Source organism: Streptomyces sp. NPDC015127, assembly GCF_043080095.1.
Lineage (GTDB): Bacteria > Actinomycetota > Actinomycetes > Streptomycetales > Streptomycetaceae > Streptomyces.
Genome location: NZ_JBIBVE010000001.1, coordinates 117,943 through 136,517 on the forward strand (window position 1 = coordinate 117,943; position 18,575 = coordinate 136,517).

Here is an 18,575-nt window from a genome sequence, read left to right on the forward strand (position 1 = left end):
CGGATCACGCCTGGAGGACAGCCATGGGTTTCACCGAGGACCATCTGACACCGCTGGTGGACGCCGGTCTGGGCAACAGCTCCTACCTGGTCGACCTCGGCGACGGCCGCGCGCTCGCCGTGGACGCGAGCCGTGACCTGCGCGCCCTGCGGGCCGCCGCGGCCCGGCGCGGACTGCGCGTGGCCTACGCGGCGGACACCCACCTGCATGCCGACTTCCTCACCGGCGCCGTGCAGCTCGCCCACGACGACGGCGCCACGATCCTGGCCTCCGCCGCCGGCCGCCGCGCCTTCGCGCACACCCCGCTCGCCGACGGCGACGAGACGGACCTGGGCGGGCTGACCCTGCGGGCGCTGGCCACGCCCGGACACACCGACGAACACCTGTCGTTCCTGCTGCTGGACGGCTCCCGCGAGCTCGGTGTGTTCACCGGCGGCTCCCTGATCGTCGGATCCGCCGCGCGCACCGACCTGCTCGGGCCCGACCGCGCGGAAGAGCTGGCCCGCGCCCAGTACCGCTCCCTGCACCGCCTGGCCGCGCTGCCGGACGCCACCGCGGTGTGGCCCACGCACGGGGCCGGGTCGTTCTGCTCCGCGCCGTCGGGCGCCGAGCGCACCACCACCATCGGCGCGCAGAAGAAGACCAACGCCCTGCTCGGGGCGGCGGACCAGGACGCGTTCACGGCCGCGCTGCTGGGCGGCCTGGGTTCGTACCCCGCGTACTTCGACCGGCTCGCGGAGGTCAACCGGCGCGGTCCCGCCCTGCTGCCGGGCGCTCCCGGGCTCACCCCGCTGACCACGGCCGCCGTACGGGACCTGATCGGCTCCGGCGCGCAGGTGGTCGACGTCCGGCCCGTGGCCCGGTTCGCCGCCGGGCACATCCCCGGAGCCGTGTCGATCCCGCTGCGCGACCAGTTCGCCACATGGCTGGGCTGGCTGCTGCCCGAGGACGTGCCGCTGGTGTTCCTCCTCGGCCCCGGCCAGGACGCCGCCGAGGTGGCCTGGCAGGCGGCCAAGATCGGCTACGACCGCCTGGCCGGGCAGCTGGCCGGCGGCATGGACGCCTGGCGGGCCGACGCGGGACCCGAACAGGCCGTCCAGCTGGTCACCGCCGACCGCATCGACGACCGCCCCGTCATCGACGTGCGACAGGAGGCCGAGTACGCCTCCGGGCACATCCCTGGGGCCGTCCACGCCGAACTCGGCGGTCTGCGCGAGCAGACGGTCACGGCACCGGAAGGCACGGTCGTGATGTGCGGCCACGGGGAACGGGCCATGACCGCCGCCAGCCTCCTCGCCCGCGCAGGCGCCCGCCGGCTCGCGGTGCTCACCGGCGGGGCCGGCGACTGGGCGAAGGCCACCGGTCGCGCGCTGGAGGAAGGCGCGTGACCGCCGCGCCTGCCGGCGGCACCCACGCGCGGGACAGTGACCTGCGGCTGGGGCTGCGCGCGAACCTCGCCCAGTTCGTCCTCCTGGTCGTGGTCAACGCCCTGGTCGGCGGCATGCTCGGACAGGAACGCACCGTGCTGCCCCTGCTGGCCGACGACGTCTTCCACCTGTCCGCGTACACCTCGGCCCTGACCTACATCGTCGCCTTCGGCGCCACCAAGGCCGTCACCAACTTCTTCGCCGGCACGTTCTCCGACCGCTACGGCCGCAAGCCCGTCCTGGTCGGCGGGTGGCTGATCGCCCTGCCCGTCCCGGCGATGCTGGCCTGGGGGCCCTCGTGGGGCTGGATCATCGCCGCGAACGTCCTGCTCGGTGTCAACCAGGGCCTGACCTGGTCCACCACCGTCATCATGAAGATCGACCTGGTCGGCCCCGAACGCCGCGGGCTGGCCATGGGCTTCAACGAGGCCGCCGGTTACGTCGCGGTGGCCGCCACCGCCATGGCCACCGGCGCCGTCGCCGACCACTACGGGCTGCGGCCCGAGCCCTTCCTGCTCGGTGCGGCGTACGCCGTCCTCGCGCTCGGCCTGTGCACGCTGGCCGTGCGCGAGACCCGCGAGCACGCGCGCCTGGAAGCCGCCCGCCACCCCCTCCCCCACGACGGGCACGACCACAGCACGCTGACCACGGGTCAGGTCGCCCGCCGCGTCAGCCTCGGCGACAAGGCGCTGTCGGCGGCCAGCTGGGCCGGGATGGTCAACAACCTCAACGACGCCCTCGCCTGGGGCGTCTTCCCCCTGCTGTTCGCCGCCCACGGCCTCGGCGTGACCCGGATCGGCATCCTGGCCGCGCTGTACCCGGCCGTGTGGGGAGCCGGGCAGATGCTCACCGGCTGGTGGTCCGACCACGCCGGCCGCAAGCACCTCATCACCGCCGGAATGCTCCTGCAGGCCGTCGCGATCGCGCTGGTCGCCGCCGGCACCACGTTCGGTGTCTGGGCCGCCGCACAGGTACTGCTCGGCCTGGGGACCGCGCTGGTCTATCCCACCCTGCTGGCCTCGATCGGCGACGTCGCCCACCCCGCGTGGCGCGCCCGCGCGGTCGGCGTCTACCGCCTGTGGCGCGACGGCGGCTTCGCCGTCGGCGCCCTCCTCGCCGGAGCCCTCGCCGACGCCTACGGCCTGACCACCGCGATCTGGGCCGTCGCCGCGCTCACGGCGGCGTCGGGCCTGACGGTCGCGGTACGGATGTACGAAACCCACCCTCGACCCGACAGCTCGGTCGCGGCCAGCGCGGCGCGCTAGTTGCTGCGTCCGCCCCGCCGCCACGGTGGCCGCCGAGTGCGCGCCCGAACGCGATGGCGGGGCCGCGCCCCCGTCGCCCGCGGCACGGCTCGCTTCGGCGGCAGGCCACCGGGCCCGAGCGGGCCGCGCCGACGGTAACCGCGAGGGCCGGTCAGCCCGGGCACGCCGGCTGGACGCGTTCGCGGTCGGCACTGCCATCAGCCGCGAGCCGCGCTCCCCGCAGCCCTGCAACGGGGCACGCAGGCCCGGAGGCCATCGCGAGCCGCGCTTCCCTCAACTGCGCGCCACCCCTTGGTGGCAGGCCGCCAGGCATTGCCGCGGCGGCGCCGCGCCCCGTCGTAGTGCCGCGGCACGCGGCTGCGACGCCACCGTGGGGCCCGCGACAGGGACGCGATGGCGGGGCCACGCCCCCTCGGCGGCAGGCCGCCAGGCACCGCAGCCGCGGCGCCGCGCCCCCGTCGTAGTGCGGCGGCACGCGGCCGGGCACCCGGCCCGCACGCCATCCTGGGGCCGCGCCCCCGTGCCGCACGGACCCGGACGCGCCCACGTCCCCATCAGCCGCGCCCCGGCCAGCGCCGGGCACCCGGCCCGCACGCCATCCTGGGGCCGCGCCCCCGCGCCGCACGGACCCGGACGCGTCCGCGCCCCCGCGCGCCGCGCACCCCCGCGTCACCGCGTCGGCGGTGACGCCAAGTCCGGGTGCGCCTCCAGGAGTTTGCGTGGGGCCGCCTGACGCCAGGAGTCCAGGAGGATCGCCCGCAGCTCCTCCTCGTCCTCCAGCGCCCCCAGCCGCACCCGCAGCCACGCGTAGTTGTCGTCGTGGCCCGCGCGCAGGAAGAACTTCTGCGGCTCCGCCGCGATCAGCTCCTCCCGCTCGTCCTTGGGGCACTTGACGCCCATCACCCGGTCGTCGTCGTCCAGTGAGGCGAAGATCCGACCGCCCGCCTCCAGCCGGAAGGTGGGCATGCCCCAGGCAAGCTTCTCCGTCGCGCCCGGCAGCGCCAGCGCGATCCTGCGTACGTCGTCAGCAGTGGCCATGCAGCGACCGTACGACGCACCACTGACATGTGCGTGCAACCGCACGACGCACCACGGGCACGCGCCCCCGACCGCCACGCGCGTACCGCGCACACGGCTCCGGCCGCCCCGCGCGTACCCGCTCGCACAGCCCGAGGCCGCCCAACTGCCCGGGCACAGTGGGCGCTTCCGACCCATTGACCCCCCGTGAGCGCGGAACCTACGCTGTCCGGCGTATTCAGAAAGCGCTTTCTACCCCCGCCGGACACCACACCTGCACCCGGGAGCGCCATGAGTAGTCATCCACCAGGGGTACGCCGCAGAGCGCCCCTCCCCGTCATCACGGCCCTGCTGGCGCTGCTCGCCGGACTCGGGGTGACCCTGTCGCCCCCCGCCGAGGCGGCGCCGTATCGCGTTCTGGTCTTCTCCAAGGTCACGAACTTCCACCACGACTCCATCCCCGCCGGCATCGAGGCCATAAAGAAGCTCGGCAGCGAGAACGGCTTCGAGGTCGAGGCCACCGACGACGCCGCGGCCTTCACCGACGCCAACCTCGCCCGCTTCCGGGCGATCGTCTTCAACAACACCAACTCCACCCCGGAGAGCGGCGATCTGCTCGACGCCGCCCAGCGCGCGGCGCTGCAGAAGTACGTGCGGGGCGGCGGCGGCTGGGTGGGCCTGCACGCCGCCTCGGCCAGCGAACGCGACTGGGCCTGGTACGAGGGACTCGTCGGCGCGATCTTCGACAAGCACCCGGCCGTCCAGACCGGCCGCGTCAAGGTGCTCGACCGGACGCACCCCTCCACGGAGGGCCTTCCCGAACTCTGGGAACGCACCGAGGAGTGGTACAACTGGCGCACCAACCCGACCGGCAAGGTGCACACGCTCGCGCAGATCAAGGTGCGCGACGGCATCACCGGCCTCGACGAGGGCGTCGACCATCCCTGGTCGTGGTGTCAGAACTACGACGGCGGACGCTCCTGGTTCACCGCGGGCGGGCACGCGAAATCGGCCTTCCAGGAGGAGGGTTTCCTGCGGCACCTGCTGGGCGGCATCCAGTGGGCCGCCGGGAACAAGCCCGGCGACTGCACCGCGACGAAGGCCGGCTCCTTCCAGCGCACCCCGCTCGTCACGCACGACCTCGCCGACCCGTTCGAGCTGGCCGTCGCGCCCGACCGCCGGGTCTTCTTCATCCAGCGGACCGGCAAGGTCAAGGTGATCGACCAGCAGACGCTGAAGGTCACGACCGCTCTCGACTTCGCGTACACGCCGGAGATGACGAGTCAGTCCGACGGCCTCCTCGGTCTCGCGCTGGACCCCGACTTCGCCGAGAACCACTGGCTCTATCTGCTGCACTCCGACAAGACCGAGAAGCAGCTCAACCTCTCCCGTTTCACGGTCGGCGGCAACACCATCGATCCTGCGTCCGAGAAGCGGCTGCTGACGATCCCGACGCTGCGCGGCGAGGGGCGGGCCAACTCGCACATGGCCGGTTCGCTGGCGTTCGACAAGGACGGTGACCTGTACGTCGCGACCGGCGACAACACCGACCCGTTCGCCTCCGACGGCTTCACCCCCATCGACGAGCGCGAGGGCCGCCGGGCCTGGGACGCGCAGGGCACCTCCGGCAACACCAACGACCTGCGCGGCAAGATCCTGCGGATCACGCCGAAGGACGACGGCACGTACGCGGTGCCCCAGGGCAACCTCTTCGCGCCCGGCACCGGGAAGACCCGTCCCGAGATCTACGCGATGGGCATGCGCAACCCCTTCCGGATCACCACGGACCCCGTCAGCGGGGCGCTGATGGTGGCCGACTACGGTCCCGACGCGCGCGCCGCCAAGGCCGACCGGGGACCCGAGGGCACGGTCGAGTACACCCGCGTCACCCAGGCGGGCAACTACGGCTGGCCGTACTGCATCGGCAACAACACCCCGTTCAACGACTACGACTTCGCCACCAGGACCTCCGGTGCGAAGTTCGACTGCGCCCGCCTCGTCAACGACTCCCCCAACAACACCGGACTGGCCGAGCTGCCCCCCGCGAAGCCCGCGACCGTCTGGTACGCGTACTCCGCCTCGGCCGAGTTCCCCGAGGTCGGCACCGGTGGCGGCGGTCCGATGAGCGGGCCCGTCTACGACCACGACCCCGCGAACACCTACCAGGGCAGGTTCCCGGCGTACTTCGAGGGGAAGTGGTTCACCTACGAGCTGACCCGCCGGTGGTTCAAGTCCTTCTCGTTCCAGCAGCACGACCAGACGTTCACCGACCCGCGGTTCGCGCCGGCCAAGGCCGGTGATCTGCACTCCATCAACCCGGTGTTCGCGGACATGAGCTGGAACCAGCCGTTCGACGCCGACTTCGGCCCGGACGGCGCGATGTACGTGATCGACTTCGGCCTCGGCAGCGGTACCGGACGCGGCGGCAGCAACGAGGGCTCGGGGATCTACCGCATCGACTACGTCGGTGACGAGCGGCTGCCCGCGGCGAAGGTCACGGCGGCTCCCGACAGCGGCAGCGCGCCGCTGACGGTCGCGTTCTCCAGCGAGGGCTCGGGCCTGCCGGACGGCAAACCCGTCACGTACGCCTGGGACTTCGACGGGAACGGGACGACAGACTCGACCGAGGCGAACCCGACCCATGTCTACCGGGAGAAGGGGCGGTTCACCGCCCGCCTCACGGTCACCGGACCGGGCGGCCTGACCGGTCTGGCCGTCCATGACATCACCGTCGGCAACACCCGGCCGGTGGTGACGATCCAACAGCCGCCGAGCGGAGGGATGTTCGCCTTCGGCGACACCATCCCCTTCACCGTGAAGGTCAAGGACAAGGAGGACGGCACGATCGACTGCTCGCGCGTCGTCGTCCAGTCCCAGCTCGGGCACGACTCCCACCTGCACCCGCTGGACAACTACACCGGCTGCGCCGGTGAGATCGTGACCGACGCCGGTGACAGCCACGGTCCGGGGCAGAACCTCTACTACGGCATCACCGCACAGTACGAGGACAAGGGCGCCCCGGACGCGCCCGCGCTCACCGGTTCCGCCGCGCTGACCCTGCGCACGGCGTTCCGCGAGGCCGAGCACATGACCTCCACGGGCGGGGCGCAGCAGGGCGCGGTGGTGGCCTCGCGCGCGGACGCGTCCGGCGGCAAGCGGCTGACGGAGATCGAGCACGGCGACTGGGTCCGTTTCGACCCGGTCCACCTGAAGGGCATCGACTCGGTGACGGTCGGCGCGGCGTCGGGCGGCATCGGCGGAACGGTCGAGTTCCGCGCCGGTTCGCCGACCGGTCCGCTGCTCGGCGCGGTCGACGTGCCGCCCACCGGTGGCTGGGGCAATGTCGTCTCGCCGACGACACCCCTGGCGGACCCCGGCTCCACGGTCGCGTTGTACGCGGTCTTCACCAACCCCGCGTGGTCGGCGGCCGGGCCCGACCTGTTCGCGGTGGACTGGCTGCACTTCAACGGGGCCGGCGTGGAGAAGCACCAGGGCGCCAGGGTCACGGTGACGGCCGAGCCCGATGCCGGGCGGACCGTGCGGCTCGCGGGCAAGGTCGCGCTGCCGGAGGGCCGGACGGCCGCCTCGTACCACTGGGACTTCGGCGACAACACCAGGCCCGCGGGCGAGGAGGGCGCCACCGCGACCCACACGTACGCCCGCGCGGGCACCTACACGGCACACCTGACGGTCACGGACGACAAGGGCGACACCACCACCGGCCACGTACGCGTCACGGTCGGCTGAGGAAGGAGCACCACATGAACGACAGCAGACGCGCGTTCCTCGGCAGGGCGCTCGGCGCGGCAGCGGCCGCGGTCGCGGCATCCGGCCCGCTCGCCCACGCGGCGGAGCCCTCGGAAGCTGCGACCGACGCGGCCCTCCGCTGGCGGCGCATCCCGCCGTCGGGCATCGGCATGCATCTGTACACGATGCGCACCGCGCTGGCGGCCGACTTCAAGGGGACCCTGGCCCGGCTCGCGGAGATCGGCTACATGACGGTGGGGGTGAGCGGCCGGCACGGCAACAGCGCCGCCGCCATCCGTTCGATGCTCGACGAGGCGGGGCTCCGGGCGGTGCTGGAGCACGTCGGCTACGACACCGTCCGGGGCAGCGGGCTGCCGCGGGCGCTGGAGGACATCCGCACGCTGGGTGCCCGCTGGATCGTGGTGCCGAGCCTGCCGGGGGCGATGCACACGCCGGCCGGATTCCGGGAGGCGGCCCGCGAGTTCAACAGGGCGGGTCTCGCGGCCCGCGAGGCGGGCCTGGGCCCGCTGCTCTTCCACAACCACGGCCTCGACCACCAGACGGTCGAGGGCGAGGTCCTGTACGACATCCTGCTGAACGAGACCGACCCGGAGCTGGTCGGGTTCGAGCTGGACGTCTACTGGGCGGCGAAGGGCGGCGGCAGCGATCCGCAGGACCTGTTCGTGCGGCACCCGCGGCGTTTCCCGGCGCTGCATGTGAAGGACATGGCGCCGGACGGCGGCTTCGCGGACGTCGGTTCCGGGGTCCTGGACTTCGCCGCGATGTTCGACACCGCCCGCAGCGGCGGGGTGAAGCAGTGGCTGGTGGAACACGACGCGCCGGCCGACCCGTTCGCCACCGCGCGCAACAGCTACACGTACCTGGCGAACCTGCGCTACTGACGCGGTGAACCAAGGAGCCCTGTACCACTCCCCCGGTGAGTGGTACAGGGCTCCTGCCATGGTGCGGGCCTTGGGGGTGTCCGGCGGATCAGGGCCGGACAGGACGCGGCGTCTGGCGCCATGGGGTCTCCCCAGGCCCGGCTGGTCAGTCCTGGGCCGAGGCAGCGCCCAGCAGACCGCGGATACGGGTGGTCGCCTCGCGGAACTCGGGGCGGCCCATCGTCTCGGTGTAGTCCCGTTCGGCGGGCAGGCCGACATCGATGATCTCGGTGACGGTACCCGGCCGGGGACTCATGACCACCACCCGGTCGGCGAGGTAGCACGCCTCCGATATGGAGTGCGTGACCAGCAGCACGGTGGTGCCGGTCTCCCGCCAGATGCGGTGGAGCTCGGTGTTCATCTGCTCCCGGGTGAGGGCGTCGAGCGCGCCGAACGGCTCGTCCATCAGCAGCACGGGCGGCTCGTGGAGCAGCGCCCGGCACAGGGCGACGCGCTGCTGCATGCCGCCCGACAACTCGTGCGGCAGGGCGTCCTCGAAGCCGCTCAGGCCGGTCATGGCGATGAGTTCGTCGGCGCGCCGGCGCCCGGCCTGCGCGGGCATCCTGCGCATCTCGGCCTGGAGCAGGATGTTGCGGCGGGCCGAGCGCCACTCCAGGAGGGCGGCGCGCTGGAAGACGTAGCCGATGTCGTGGCGCGGGCCGCGCACGCGTTCGCCGCCCAGCAGCACCTCGCCGGAGGAGGGCGCGAGAAGCCCGGCGACCAGCTTCAGGAGCGTGGACTTGCCGCATCCCGAGGGGCCGACGATGGCGACGAACTGGCCCATCGGGACTTCGAGATCGATGTCCTTCAGCGCGGTGACGTCCCGGTTCTTCGTGCGGAAGCGGACGGCGACGTCCTTGAGCGAGACCGCGGCGCCGCTCTGTCCGCCCTTGTCCGTCACGGCCGGTTCCCGGAGGGTGGTGTCCCTGGCCATCGTCATCCCTTCATCGCACTGGCGCTGTCCCAGTACTCCGCGACGGCCTTGGGGCTGCTCACCAGTCCGGCCTCGGCGAAGACGTCGATGGTCTGCTGCCAGTCGGCCTCGGTGTTCACGCCGGGGGCCTTGCCCCGGGTCGCGTCGGTGTGGAGGAGGGTGAGCGTCGTCGCGAACTGCTCGGACAGGACGTTCTTCGGCGGCAGTTGCTCGCTCGCGCCCGTCATCGACGCGACGGCCGGCTCGGGTGCCTTCTCGGCGGCGGTGAACGACTCGCTGACGGCCCGGGCCATGCGCTGGGCGAGGTCCCCCCGGGTCTGGAGGACCTTGCTGCCGGCGATCAGGCCGTTGGAGTAGAAGTTCAGCCCGTTCTCGGAGAAACGCAGGTACGCGACGGGCTTCTTGGCCTTGTCCTGCATGGTGGGGCCCTGGTCGCTGGCGTAGCCGAGCAGTCCGTCGGTCTTGCCGGAGATGACGGCGGCGATCTTCCCTGCCGGGTCGGTGTTCTGCACCTTGACGTCCGACTCCTGGAGGTTGTTCTTCTTCAGGAAGATCGGGAACGTCTTGGAGAGCGCGTCGCCCGCGGTCCCCGCGATGGTCCGGCCCTTGAGGTCCGCCGGGGACGTGATGCCCTGTGAGGCGAAGAACTGCACCGAGGACGGGGTGGTCTGCAGGAAGACACCGAGGCTCTTGACCTTCACTCCGGCGTCGACCCCGGAGAGCACGGCGGGCGTGTCGGCCCAGCCGAAGTCGGTCTGCGCGGCGCCGGTCGCCTGCACGGTCTTCTGGGAGCCCTGGCCGGCCCGGATGTCGAGGTCGATGCCGTGCTTCTCGAAGATCTTCTGCTGCTTGCCGTAGTAGAACGGCGCGTGTTCGCCGTACGGGTACCAGTTGAGCGTCAGCGTCACCTTGTCCAGCTTCTTGCCCGACGAGCTGGTCGATGTGCCGGAACCGTCCTCGCCGCAGGCCGTGGCGACCAGGAGCAGCGGTACGAGGCCGGTCAGAAGTCGTCTGCGCGCAGTCATGGCTGGTCCTTCTCGTCAGCGGGGTCAGAACGTGGTGGTGGCACCGGTCTCCCGGCGGCTGGCGTGCCACGGCAGGAGGAGCTTCTCGGCGATCTCGACGAGGACGAAGAGGACGACGCCGATGAGGGACATGACGAGGAGCCCGGCGAAGAGCATCGGGGTGTCGAGGTTTCCGTTGGCCTGGAGGATCACGTAGCCGAGGCCCTCGTTGGCGCCGACGAACTCACCGACGACCGCGCCGGTCACGGCGAGGGTGACGGCGACCTTGAGGCCGGAGAAGAGGTGGGGCAGGGAAGCGGGCAGACGGATCTTCACAAAGGTCTGCCAGGGGCTCGCCCCCATGGTCGAGGAGAGCTGCAGCATCTCGGGGTCGACCGCCTTGAGCCCGGTGACCATGGAGATGACGACGGGGAAGAAGGCGATCAGTACGGCGATGAGGATCTTGGGTGCGATGCCGAAGCCGAGCCAGACGACGAACAGCGGCGCGATGGCGATCTTCGGCACGACCTGGGCGAACAGCAGGATGGGGTAGAGGGTCTTCTCGACGGTGCCCGAGTAGACCATGACCACGGCGGAGAGCACGCCGACGGCCACGGCGATGACGAAGCCGAGCAGGGTCTCGTAGGTGGTCACCCAGCTGTGCTGCCAGATGTAGTCGGCCTTCGAGGTCAGCACGTCCAGCGTCGCGCCGGGCGAGGGCACGAGATAGGGCTCGACCAGTTCGGCGGCGGCGACGGCCCACCAGCCGGCGAAGCAGGTCAGGAGCAGCGCCAGCGGCCGCCAGCTCTGCTCGATCAGCCGGCCGGCCCGCTCGCCGGCCGTCGGCGCGTTCCGCCGGTCCACGCCGGCGATCTGGGTGGGCGGTGCCTTGATGGCGGTCTGACTCACGGTCAACTCCTCCGCGCTCCGGCCTCTTGCTCGAGAAAACGCTTTCAGAAAGCGCTTTCTGGTAAGGTGCCGCCACGCTAATGAGCACACGTCCGCACGGTCAATAGGTCGTCCCGAAGTTTCGGGGGGTCACGTGAATGCACGGGAACCGCAGGCTCATGTCACGCTGGACGCCGTCGCCCGCCGGGCGGGCGTCTCTCTCGCCACGGCGTCCAGAGCTCTGAACGGCACCGCCAGGGTCGGCGACGAGCTGCGCAGCCGGGTGCGCGCGGCGGCCGATCAGCTGGGTTACATACCCAACGCCCATGCGCAGGCGCTCGCCAGCGCCTCCAGCAACACCGTCGGCCTGATCTGCCACGACGTCGGCGACCCGTACTTCGCCGCCATCGCCGGCGGGGTCATGCGGGCGGCCGCCGAGCACGACCTGATGGTCATGCTCGCCAGCACCTTCCGCGAACCGGCCCGCGAGATCGCCTACGTCTCCGCCCTGCGCGCCCAGCGGGCCCGCGCCATTCTGCTGATCGGCTCCGGCTTCCAGGACCGGGCCTGGGAGCGTGCGCTCGCCGCCGAACTCGATCCGTACGTACGGGCGGGCGGGCGTGTCGCCGTCGTCAGCCGCCACCGGGGCCTGCGGGCCGATGCCGTGCTGCCCGAGAACCGGGGCGGCGCAGCGGCCCTCGCCCGGGCCCTGCTCGGCCTGGGGCACCGGGAGTTCGCCGTGCTCTGCGGGCCGCCCGCGCTCACCACCGTGTCGGACCGGCTGACCGGCTTCCGCCAGGAACTCGCGCGCGCCGGGGTCGCCCTGCCCCCGGAGCGCGTCGTGCGGGGGCCGTTCACCCGCGAGGGCGGTTATGCGGCCGCCCGTACGCTGCTGGCCCGCGGGTCTCTGCCGACCTGCGTGTTCGCGGTGACCGACGTGATGGCCGTGGGGGCGCTCGCGGCCTTCCGGGAGGAGGGGGTCCGGGTTCCCGAGGACGTCTCCCTCGCGGGCTTCGACGACATCCCGCTCGTGCGGGAGCTGTCGCCGCCGCTCGCCACGGTGGCCCTTCCGCTCACCGAGATGGGGCAGGCGGTGATGGCGCTCGCGCTGCGCGAGACCGGCGGGCCGCGTTCCCGTGTGCTGCGGGTCGGCGGGGAGGTCGTCCTGCGGGCGAGCGTGGCCGCTCCGCCGGCCGCCGCTCCCACTGCGGGGCCGCGTGCATGACGCGCAGGAGTGTCCGGTTCCCGTACGCGCGGGGGGCGTGCGCCTGCGATGGGTCTTCAGGTGCCGTGCGCCGTGTGCCGCCTCCATGCGCCGGCTCGCCTCGTACGATGCCGGTCGCGAACGGTTGTTTTCGGTCCAGTTGGACGCTGTATCGATCCTGCAGATGTTCTCCGATGGCACTCCTGTGCACATCTGAGGCGCCCCCCGACCGCTCTCCGTCCTACACCCCCGCATCTTTTGCCGTTGGCATGTGGCAGGAAAAGATCCACGGGGAATGGTCCCGAGCAGCGAGGGAGAGGAGCTGTACCCACCGGGCTCATATCTCCAATCAAACGTCAATGCTCTTTATTTCGGCCAAAGTTGGCATCGGCCTTGTTACGGTCGGGAAGGGTCAACAGGCTGAAGTGGTCGGCCTGTTCGGGACGCGGCCACTGCCGATGCACCACCTGCTCGCACAACTGCGCGAACAGGCGTTACGCGGAGGGGAGCTCGCGATGGACGGTTACTTCGCCAGTCGACTGCATCACCAGCTGCGCGCTCATGTGAGGGATTTCGCCGAGCGGGAGGTGCGGCCGCGCATTCCGGCCATGGAGGCGACCCGCGCGGTCGACCGGGACCTCTCCCTGCTGATCGCCCGGCAAGGCTGGCTCGGTGTCACGATCGGCGCCGACTTCGGCGGTCTGGCCCTCGGCCACCTCGCCAAGACCATCATCATCGAGGAGCTGTCCCGGGTCAGCGGGGCGATGGGCGCCATGGTCCAGGCGTCGCAGCTCGGTGTCGCCAAGATTGTCCATTTCGGCAGCGACGAGCAGAAGAAGACCTGGCTTCCCGCGATAGCAGCCGGCGTATGCCTGCCGACCATCGCTGTCACCGAGCCCGAGTCCGGCGGGCATGTGCTCGGCATGAGCGCCACTGCCGTGCGCGACGGTGACGACTACCTCCTCAATGGCCGAAAAGTGTATGTGGGCAACAGCCATGTCGGCGATCTGCACGGTGTCGTGGTCCGCACCGGTCCGGGCTCGGGCGGACTGACCGCCTTCCTCGTCGAATCCGGCCGGCCTGGCTTCCGCATCGGCGAGCAGAAGCCGACGATGGGGCTGCACGGCTTCAGCTTCGGCGAGCTGTTCTTCGACAACTGCCGCGTCCCGGCAGCGAACCGCCTCGGCGACGAGGGCGACGGGCTGTCCGTCGCCTACTCCTCCAGCGTCCTGTACGGGCGGGCCAATCTCACCGCCGTCTCCCTGGGGATCCACCAGGCGATCCTGGAGGAGACCACCCGCTTCTGCGAGCAGCGCCACCGCTACGGCAAGCCCCTGCACGAACTGCCCTCGGTCAAATTGAAGTTGGGCACCATGCAGTCGCGGCTGATGACCTCACGGCTCGCCGCCTACCACGCGGTCCATCTGCTCGACGCGGGCATGCCCTGCGACGCGGAGCTGATGAACGCCAAGCTGGTCAATGTGGAGTCGGCGATCGACTCGGCCCGCAGCGCCATGGAGATCCACGCCGCGGCCGGGCTGTTCACGGACCGGCCCATCGAGCGCTACATGAGGGACGCGCTGCACATGTTCGCGCCCGCCGGCACCTCCGACGTACAACTGCTCCGCCTGGCCGAGGTCGCGCTCGGCACGGCGAAGGGCCAGTGGTCGGAGCGGCTCTCGGACGCCGTACGGATGGCGCCCACGGGCTGAGGACGTGCGCGGCGGGCGGGGGGTGTGCCGCACGTGAGCGGCAGCGGAGGAGGGGGCGGGCGCGAGGTGTGCCGCATGTGACCGGCAGCCAGGGGACGGCGGGCGCGAGCGCGTGAAGGGCCGTTCCTCCGGTGGTGCTTCGCCCCGGGGCGCCCGTACGCGCGCCCCGGGGCCCGGCGTCAGACGCCCCCGTCCTCCCGCCGGTGGATCTGCTCGATCAGTTCCGCCGCCAGGGACTTGATCGTCTCGAGCCCCGGCCTCCCCCACGGGCGCGGCTCGGTGTCCACCACGCAGATCGTGCCCAGGGCGATCCCTGTACGGTCGATCAGCGGCGCGCCCAGGTAGGAGCGGATGCCGATCTCGTCGACGACCGGATTGCCTGCGAAGCGCGGGTAGTCGCAGACGTCCTCCAGCACGAGCGCCTTGCGCCGTACGACCACATGGGGGCAGTAGCCGTGGTCGCGCGCCATGAACCGGCTGACCTCGCCGCCGGCCACGGCGGCGCCCGCGGTGCCGCTGTGCATGCCGCCCGGTGTGTGCAGCCCAGCGAAGAACTGCCGGTTCTCGTCGATGAAGTTGACCATCGAGTACGGGGCGCCGGTCACGTCCGCGAGCTTGTGCGCGAAGTCGTCGAAGGCGGGGTCGGGCCGTTCCCCGAAGCCGAGCTGGCGCAGCCGCTGCACCCGGGCGGGTGCCTCGCGGTCGACCGGGGTCAGCAGCAGATGGCCGGTGGGGTCGTACGTCATGTGGGTGCTCCATAGCTCGGTGCCGGGGCGGGCTGGGCGGTGGTGTTGATCAGGTGCTGGACGAGAGTGACCAGGGCCGCGATCCCCGAGCTGGCGATCCGCGCGTCGCACAGCACGACCGGCACCTCCGGCTTGAGGTCGATGGCCGCCCGCACCTCGTCGGGGTCGTAGCGGTAGGCGCCGTCGAACTCGTTCACGGCGACGACGAACCCGATGCCGCGCCGCTCGAAGAAGTCCACCGCGGAGAAGGACTCCTCCAGGCGGCGGGTGTCCGCGAGGACAACCGCTCCGAGCGCGCCCTCGGAGAGCTCGTCCCACATGAACCAGAAGCGCTCCTGGCCCGGTGTGCCGAAGAGGTAGAGCACATGACGGGCGTCCAGCGTGATCCGGCCGAAGTCCATGGCGACCGTGGTCGTCGTCTTGGCCTCGATGCCGTCCAGACTGTCCGTGGCGGCGCTGACCTGAGTGAGCAGCTCCTCCGTGCTGAGCGGGTCGATCTCGCTGACCGCTCCGACGAACGTCGTCTTACCCACGCCGAAGCCGCCCGCGACAAGGATCTTCAGCGCGGTCGGAAACAGGTCAGCGGCTTCAGAGCCGTCGTCGTAGGCCATCGAGCACCGCCTCCAGCAGTGAACGGTCCGTAGGTGTGTCATGGGGGCGCGGCGCCCGCGCGGTGACGGCGCCGCAGTCCACGAGGTCGGACAGGAGCACCTTGGTGACGACGGCCGGGAGTCTCAGGTGCGCGGAGATCTCGGCGACCGAGGTCGGGCCGTGGCACAGTCCGAGCGCCATGGTGTGTTCGGGACCGAGGTGCCCCTGCGGCGCCGATCCGGTGGCCATCACCAGGCTGAGCAGATCCAGCGCCGCCGTCGGACGGGTGCGGCCGCCGCTGACCGTGTACGGGCGGATCAGCCGGCCGGCCGCGTCGTCCAGCAACGGCCCGTCCTTGGGCGCGGGCATGTCACTGCCCCGCGGCGCTCGGCGCCCCCGCGGCCGCTCTGGCCGGAGTGGCCAGGTAGGGCCGTACGCTCTTGACCAGCATCGCCATCTCGTATCCGAGCACGGCGGCGTCGGCCTCGCGTCCGGCGAGCACGGCCAGGCAGGTGCCGGAGCCGGCCGTGGAGACGAACAGCAGGGTGGAGTCGAGCTCCACGACCACCTGGCGGACCTCTCCGCCGTCTCCGAAGCGGGCGCCCGCGCTGCGGCCGAGGGAGTAGAGACCGGAGGCGAGGGCGGCCATGTGGTCGGCGCTGTCGTTGTCCAGGCCGTGCACGGATTTGACCAGTCCGTCGGAGGAGAGCAGTACAGCGTTGCGGGTGTACGGCACTCGCTGTACGAGGCCGCTGAGCAGCCAGTCGAGGTCCGAGACGTGGCCGGACGGCACATCGCTCGCCATGGTGCATCTACTCCTTGGTGGTGGTCGTGTCGTGGGAGTACAGGTCGTGTCGTGCGGGGGTCGGTTCGGCCGGCGGCTGCGACGCGGCGAGTCCGATGCCGCGCTGGAAGGCGGCCATCAGTCCCGGGTCGTGGAGGGCCTGGTCGTCGTCCTTGCGCGGCGCGGGGGCGTCGCGCAGCTGCGGGACCAGGTGCTCCTGGCTGCGGCGCTTGGGGAGTTGGGGCCGGCCCATGGTGTCGCGCACGGCGTGCGGGCGCAGCGGGTCGACGTCGGTCCGGGTGTCCTGGTGGGACGGGACGCGGCCGTGGCCCGGCTGGGGCCGCTCGCCGTGTTCACCGCGTGCGGGCAGGGGTTCGAGCCGGTCCGAGACGCGGACGGGATCGCGTGGCGCGGGCACCGACTGCGGCTGCGCCTCGCGGCGGGGATTCGGCTCGGAGTCCGCCCCGGCCAACCCTGGCCGGGGGGCGGCCGAGGACTGCGGCAGCTGGGGCGGTGCGGTGGCCGCGATTCGTGGCCCGGTGGGTGTCGCCTGTTCGCCGTCGTTCCGGGCGGCTCCGCCAGGCTCGGCGCCGAGCAGGCCCTGCGGCAGGACGAGGACCGCCTGCACCCCGCCGTAGATATTGGACTGGAGCCTTACGGCGATGCCGTGCCGGCGGGCCAGCGCGGAGACCACGAACAGGCCGATCCGCCCGTCCTGCAGCAGGTGCGCGACATTGACCTGGTCGGGGTCGGTGAGCAGGGCGTTCATCTTGTCCTGTTCACCCAGCGGCATGCCGAGGCCGCGGTCCTCCACCTCGACGGCGAGCCCGGCCGTGACGTGCTGGGCGCGCAGCAGGACCTGGGTGTGCGGCGCGGAGAACAGGGTGGCGTTCTCGACGAGTTCGGCGAGGAGGTGGATCACGTCGGCGACCGCGTGCCCGCGCAGTGTGCCGTCGATCGGCGGCACCAGCTTGACCCGCGGGTACTGCTCGACCTCGGCGATCGCGGACCGGAGCACCTCGGTCATGGTGACCGGGTTCGACCACTGGCGGCGGGAGATGGCGCCGCCGAGGACGGCGAGGTTCTCGGCGTGCCGGCGGATGCGGGTCGCGAGGTGGTCGACGTGGAACAGGCCCTTGAGCAGCTCGGGGTCCTCGACCTCGTTCTCCAGCTCGTCGAGGAGTTGGATCTCGCGGTGGACGAGCGACTGGAGCCGTCGGGCGAGGTTGACGAAGACCTCGACCTTCTGCTCGTTGCCGACGCTGCTGGAGAGCCGGGACGCCTGGACGACCGCCGCGACGGCGGCATCGTGCGACCGGTTCAACTCCTGTGCCAGCAGGTCGAATTCGTCGGCACCGGGCGGCGGGGGCGCGGGGTTGCGGCGGGGCGGGGGGCCTTCGCCGCGGCGGAGTCCGTCGACGACGGTGCGCAGCTCCGCCTGTCCGCGCACGGTGGTGCGGCGCAGCACGGCGGCGCGGTCGAGCAGGGACTTGGCCTGGCGGTCGGCCCCCACGGCGGCCGCTGCCACGGCCGTCACGGCGAGTGCGGCCATGCCCAGGAGCACGACCCACAGGGCGAGGGTCGGCTCGGGGGACGCGGCACGCAGGGTGAACAGCACCGCTGCCGCGCCACTGAGCGCGGCGACCACGGTGGGCAGGACTGCGGTGCGCAGGAGTTGGGGTCGTATGCGGGCTTCCGGCGGCGCCGGTGAGGTCTGCGACCGCACCGTTGACGACAGGGTGCGGGCGCCTGGCCGGCCATGACGCCCGCCCTCTCGGCGGTCGGACCGCGCGGCGGGTGCGCGTAGTTGAGACATCAGCGTCCTTGGTACGTGGGGCCCCAGGAATCGGCGTACTGCGGTTGGGCGGCATCGGTGCACGGCGGGCCGAGGGCACATGAAAGTAAGCCCACCGTGGATCACCGGCCACACACGGTAGTCGCCGCGCGGACGCGTACGGCGGGCAGTTGAGAAACTTCCCCACCGTTCGTCCCGCTCTGGTATGAGGGCTCGTACGTCAGCCCGAAATCACGCCCTGTGGGCCCGGACCACACCGCCTCGGCCACGGCAGCCTCACCGGCGCGCGGTCGCGGGCCGCGTTCCGTCGGCCGTGTCGCGGTGTTCGTGGTCACTCGCTGGGAAGGCGCCCTGGACAAGGCGACGGCCGAAGAGGTGCTTTCGGGCGAGGCCGCGGCCGTGACCAGCCAGTCAGAGGGAGCTCCGGAGGACATACAGGCAGATCGAGTCGACAAGAGCGGGCAGGCACAGGGGGCGACCCGGGAGCGCATCTGACCGGACGGGACGCGGCCGTGGCGTC

At 71.8% G+C, this 18,575-nt stretch carries 15 protein-coding genes; 6 read left to right on the top strand and 9 right to left on the bottom strand.

Features of this window, described 5'->3' with window-relative positions; translation table 11 throughout:
* The first annotated feature begins 23 nt into the window (after positions 1-23).
* Positions 24-1,388 (top strand): rhodanese-like domain-containing protein, encoded by a 1,365-nt coding sequence (locus ACF08N_RS00540; RefSeq protein WP_392322328.1) that lies wholly within the window; start codon positions 24-26, stop codon positions 1,386-1,388.
* Positions 1,385-2,692, top strand: coding sequence for an MFS transporter (locus ACF08N_RS00545; RefSeq protein ID WP_392322329.1), 1,308 nt, complete (start codon positions 1,385-1,387; stop codon positions 2,690-2,692). Before ACF08N_RS00540 ends, ACF08N_RS00545 begins: the two co-directional genes overlap by 4 nt.
* 669 nt (positions 2,693-3,361) lie before the next feature.
* Here the strand turns inward: ACF08N_RS00545 and ACF08N_RS00550 are convergent.
* Positions 3,362-3,730, bottom strand: coding sequence for an MmcQ/YjbR family DNA-binding protein (locus tag ACF08N_RS00550; protein ID WP_392322330.1), 369 nt, complete (start codon positions 3,728-3,730; stop codon positions 3,362-3,364).
* A 270-nt stretch (positions 3,731-4,000) separates the two neighbouring features.
* Between ACF08N_RS00550 and ACF08N_RS00555 the strand changes: the two genes are divergently transcribed.
* Positions 4,001-7,456 carry a ThuA domain-containing protein gene (locus ACF08N_RS00555; protein ID WP_392322331.1) on the top strand — a complete coding sequence of 1,152 codons (3,456 nt, stop codon included), beginning with the start codon at positions 4,001-4,003 and terminating at the stop codon, positions 7,454-7,456.
* Between the two features lie 14 nt (positions 7,457-7,470).
* Positions 7,471-8,358: a sugar phosphate isomerase/epimerase family protein gene (locus ACF08N_RS00560; protein ID WP_392322332.1), complete on the top strand. Its 888-nt coding sequence runs from the start codon at positions 7,471-7,473 to the stop codon at positions 8,356-8,358.
* A 145-nt stretch (positions 8,359-8,503) separates the two neighbouring features.
* On the opposite strand, the gene ACF08N_RS00565 is transcribed toward ACF08N_RS00560, so the two are convergent.
* From ACF08N_RS00565 to ACF08N_RS00575, 3 genes are read right to left on the bottom strand one after another with little or no spacing between them, the layout of a single operon-like run.
* Positions 8,504-9,337: an ABC transporter ATP-binding protein gene (locus ACF08N_RS00565; protein ID WP_392322333.1), complete on the bottom strand. Its 834-nt coding sequence runs from the start codon at positions 9,335-9,337 to the stop codon at positions 8,504-8,506.
* Complete coding sequence (locus tag ACF08N_RS00570; protein ID WP_392322334.1) at positions 9,334-10,356, bottom strand: ABC transporter substrate-binding protein; 1,023 nt, start codon at positions 10,354-10,356, stop codon at positions 9,334-9,336. The genes ACF08N_RS00565 and ACF08N_RS00570 overlap by 4 nt, the downstream gene beginning before the upstream one ends.
* A gap of 24 nt (positions 10,357-10,380) precedes the next feature.
* The gene (locus ACF08N_RS00575; protein ID WP_392322335.1) at positions 10,381-11,250 is read right to left on the bottom strand and encodes an ABC transporter permease; all 870 of its coding nucleotides are present in this window, start codon (positions 11,248-11,250) and stop codon (positions 10,381-10,383) included.
* Positions 11,251-11,377: 127 nt separating this feature from the next.
* On the opposite strand from ACF08N_RS00575, the gene ACF08N_RS00580 reads away from it, so the two are divergent.
* Positions 11,378-12,448, top strand: a complete 1,071-nt coding sequence (locus ACF08N_RS00580) for a LacI family DNA-binding transcriptional regulator (RefSeq protein ID WP_392322336.1) — start codon at positions 11,378-11,380, stop codon at positions 12,446-12,448.
* Positions 12,449-12,942: 494 nt separating this feature from the next.
* Positions 12,943-14,139, top strand: coding sequence for an acyl-CoA dehydrogenase family protein (locus ACF08N_RS00585; protein ID WP_392322337.1), 1,197 nt, complete (start codon positions 12,943-12,945; stop codon positions 14,137-14,139).
* A 179-nt stretch (positions 14,140-14,318) separates the two neighbouring features.
* On the opposite strand, the gene ACF08N_RS00590 is transcribed toward ACF08N_RS00585, so the two are convergent.
* Genes ACF08N_RS00590 through ACF08N_RS00610 form a run of 5 tightly spaced genes read right to left on the bottom strand, consistent with a single transcriptional unit; the run spans position 14,319 to position 18,076 of the window.
* The gene (locus ACF08N_RS00590; protein WP_392322338.1) at positions 14,319-14,885 is read right to left on the bottom strand and encodes a GAF domain-containing protein; all 567 of its coding nucleotides are present in this window, start codon (positions 14,883-14,885) and stop codon (positions 14,319-14,321) included.
* Positions 14,882-15,496, bottom strand: coding sequence for an ATP/GTP-binding protein (locus ACF08N_RS00595; RefSeq protein ID WP_392322339.1), 615 nt, complete (start codon positions 15,494-15,496; stop codon positions 14,882-14,884). Before ACF08N_RS00595 ends, ACF08N_RS00590 begins: the two co-directional genes overlap by 4 nt.
* The gene (locus ACF08N_RS00600) at positions 15,474-15,845 is read right to left on the bottom strand and encodes a DUF742 domain-containing protein (protein WP_392322340.1); all 372 of its coding nucleotides are present in this window, start codon (positions 15,843-15,845) and stop codon (positions 15,474-15,476) included. Before ACF08N_RS00600 ends, ACF08N_RS00595 begins: the two co-directional genes overlap by 23 nt.
* Position 15,846: 1 nt before the next feature.
* Complete coding sequence (locus ACF08N_RS00605; protein WP_392322341.1) at positions 15,847-16,281, bottom strand: roadblock/LC7 domain-containing protein; 435 nt, start codon at positions 16,279-16,281, stop codon at positions 15,847-15,849.
* Between the two features lie 7 nt (positions 16,282-16,288).
* Positions 16,289-18,076, bottom strand: coding sequence for an ATP-binding protein (locus ACF08N_RS00610; protein WP_392322342.1), 1,788 nt, complete (start codon positions 18,074-18,076; stop codon positions 16,289-16,291).
* Positions 18,077-18,575 lie beyond the last annotated feature (499 nt).

What these genes read in the sequence shown, in the direction of transcription:
- ACF08N_RS00540 (WP_392322328.1), top strand. Translation starts at nt 24, where the DNA reads ATGGGTTTCACCGAGGACCATCTGACACCGCTGGTGGACGCCGGTCTG.
- ACF08N_RS00550 (WP_392322330.1), bottom strand. Translation starts at nt 3,730, where the DNA reads ATGGCCACTGCTGACGACGTACGCAGGATCGCGCTGGCGCTGCCGGGC.
- ACF08N_RS00555 (WP_392322331.1), top strand. Translation starts at nt 4,001, where the DNA reads ATGAGTAGTCATCCACCAGGGGTACGCCGCAGAGCGCCCCTCCCCGTC.
- ACF08N_RS00560 (WP_392322332.1), top strand. Translation starts at nt 7,471, where the DNA reads ATGAACGACAGCAGACGCGCGTTCCTCGGCAGGGCGCTCGGCGCGGCA.
- ACF08N_RS00565 (WP_392322333.1), bottom strand. Translation starts at nt 9,337, where the DNA reads ATGACGATGGCCAGGGACACCACCCTCCGGGAACCGGCCGTGACGGAC.
- ACF08N_RS00570 (WP_392322334.1), bottom strand. Translation starts at nt 10,356, where the DNA reads ATGACTGCGCGCAGACGACTTCTGACCGGCCTCGTACCGCTGCTCCTG.
- ACF08N_RS00585 (WP_392322337.1), top strand. Translation starts at nt 12,943, where the DNA reads ATGGACGGTTACTTCGCCAGTCGACTGCATCACCAGCTGCGCGCTCAT.
- ACF08N_RS00590 (WP_392322338.1), bottom strand. Translation starts at nt 14,885, where the DNA reads ATGACGTACGACCCCACCGGCCATCTGCTGCTGACCCCGGTCGACCGC.
- ACF08N_RS00595 (WP_392322339.1), bottom strand. Translation starts at nt 15,496, where the DNA reads ATGGCCTACGACGACGGCTCTGAAGCCGCTGACCTGTTTCCGACCGCG.
- ACF08N_RS00600 (WP_392322340.1), bottom strand. Translation starts at nt 15,845, where the DNA reads ATGCCCGCGCCCAAGGACGGGCCGTTGCTGGACGACGCGGCCGGCCGG.
- ACF08N_RS00605 (WP_392322341.1), bottom strand. Translation starts at nt 16,281, where the DNA reads ATGGCGAGCGATGTGCCGTCCGGCCACGTCTCGGACCTCGACTGGCTG.
- ACF08N_RS00610 (WP_392322342.1), bottom strand. Translation starts at nt 18,076, where the DNA reads ATGTCTCAACTACGCGCACCCGCCGCGCGGTCCGACCGCCGAGAGGGC.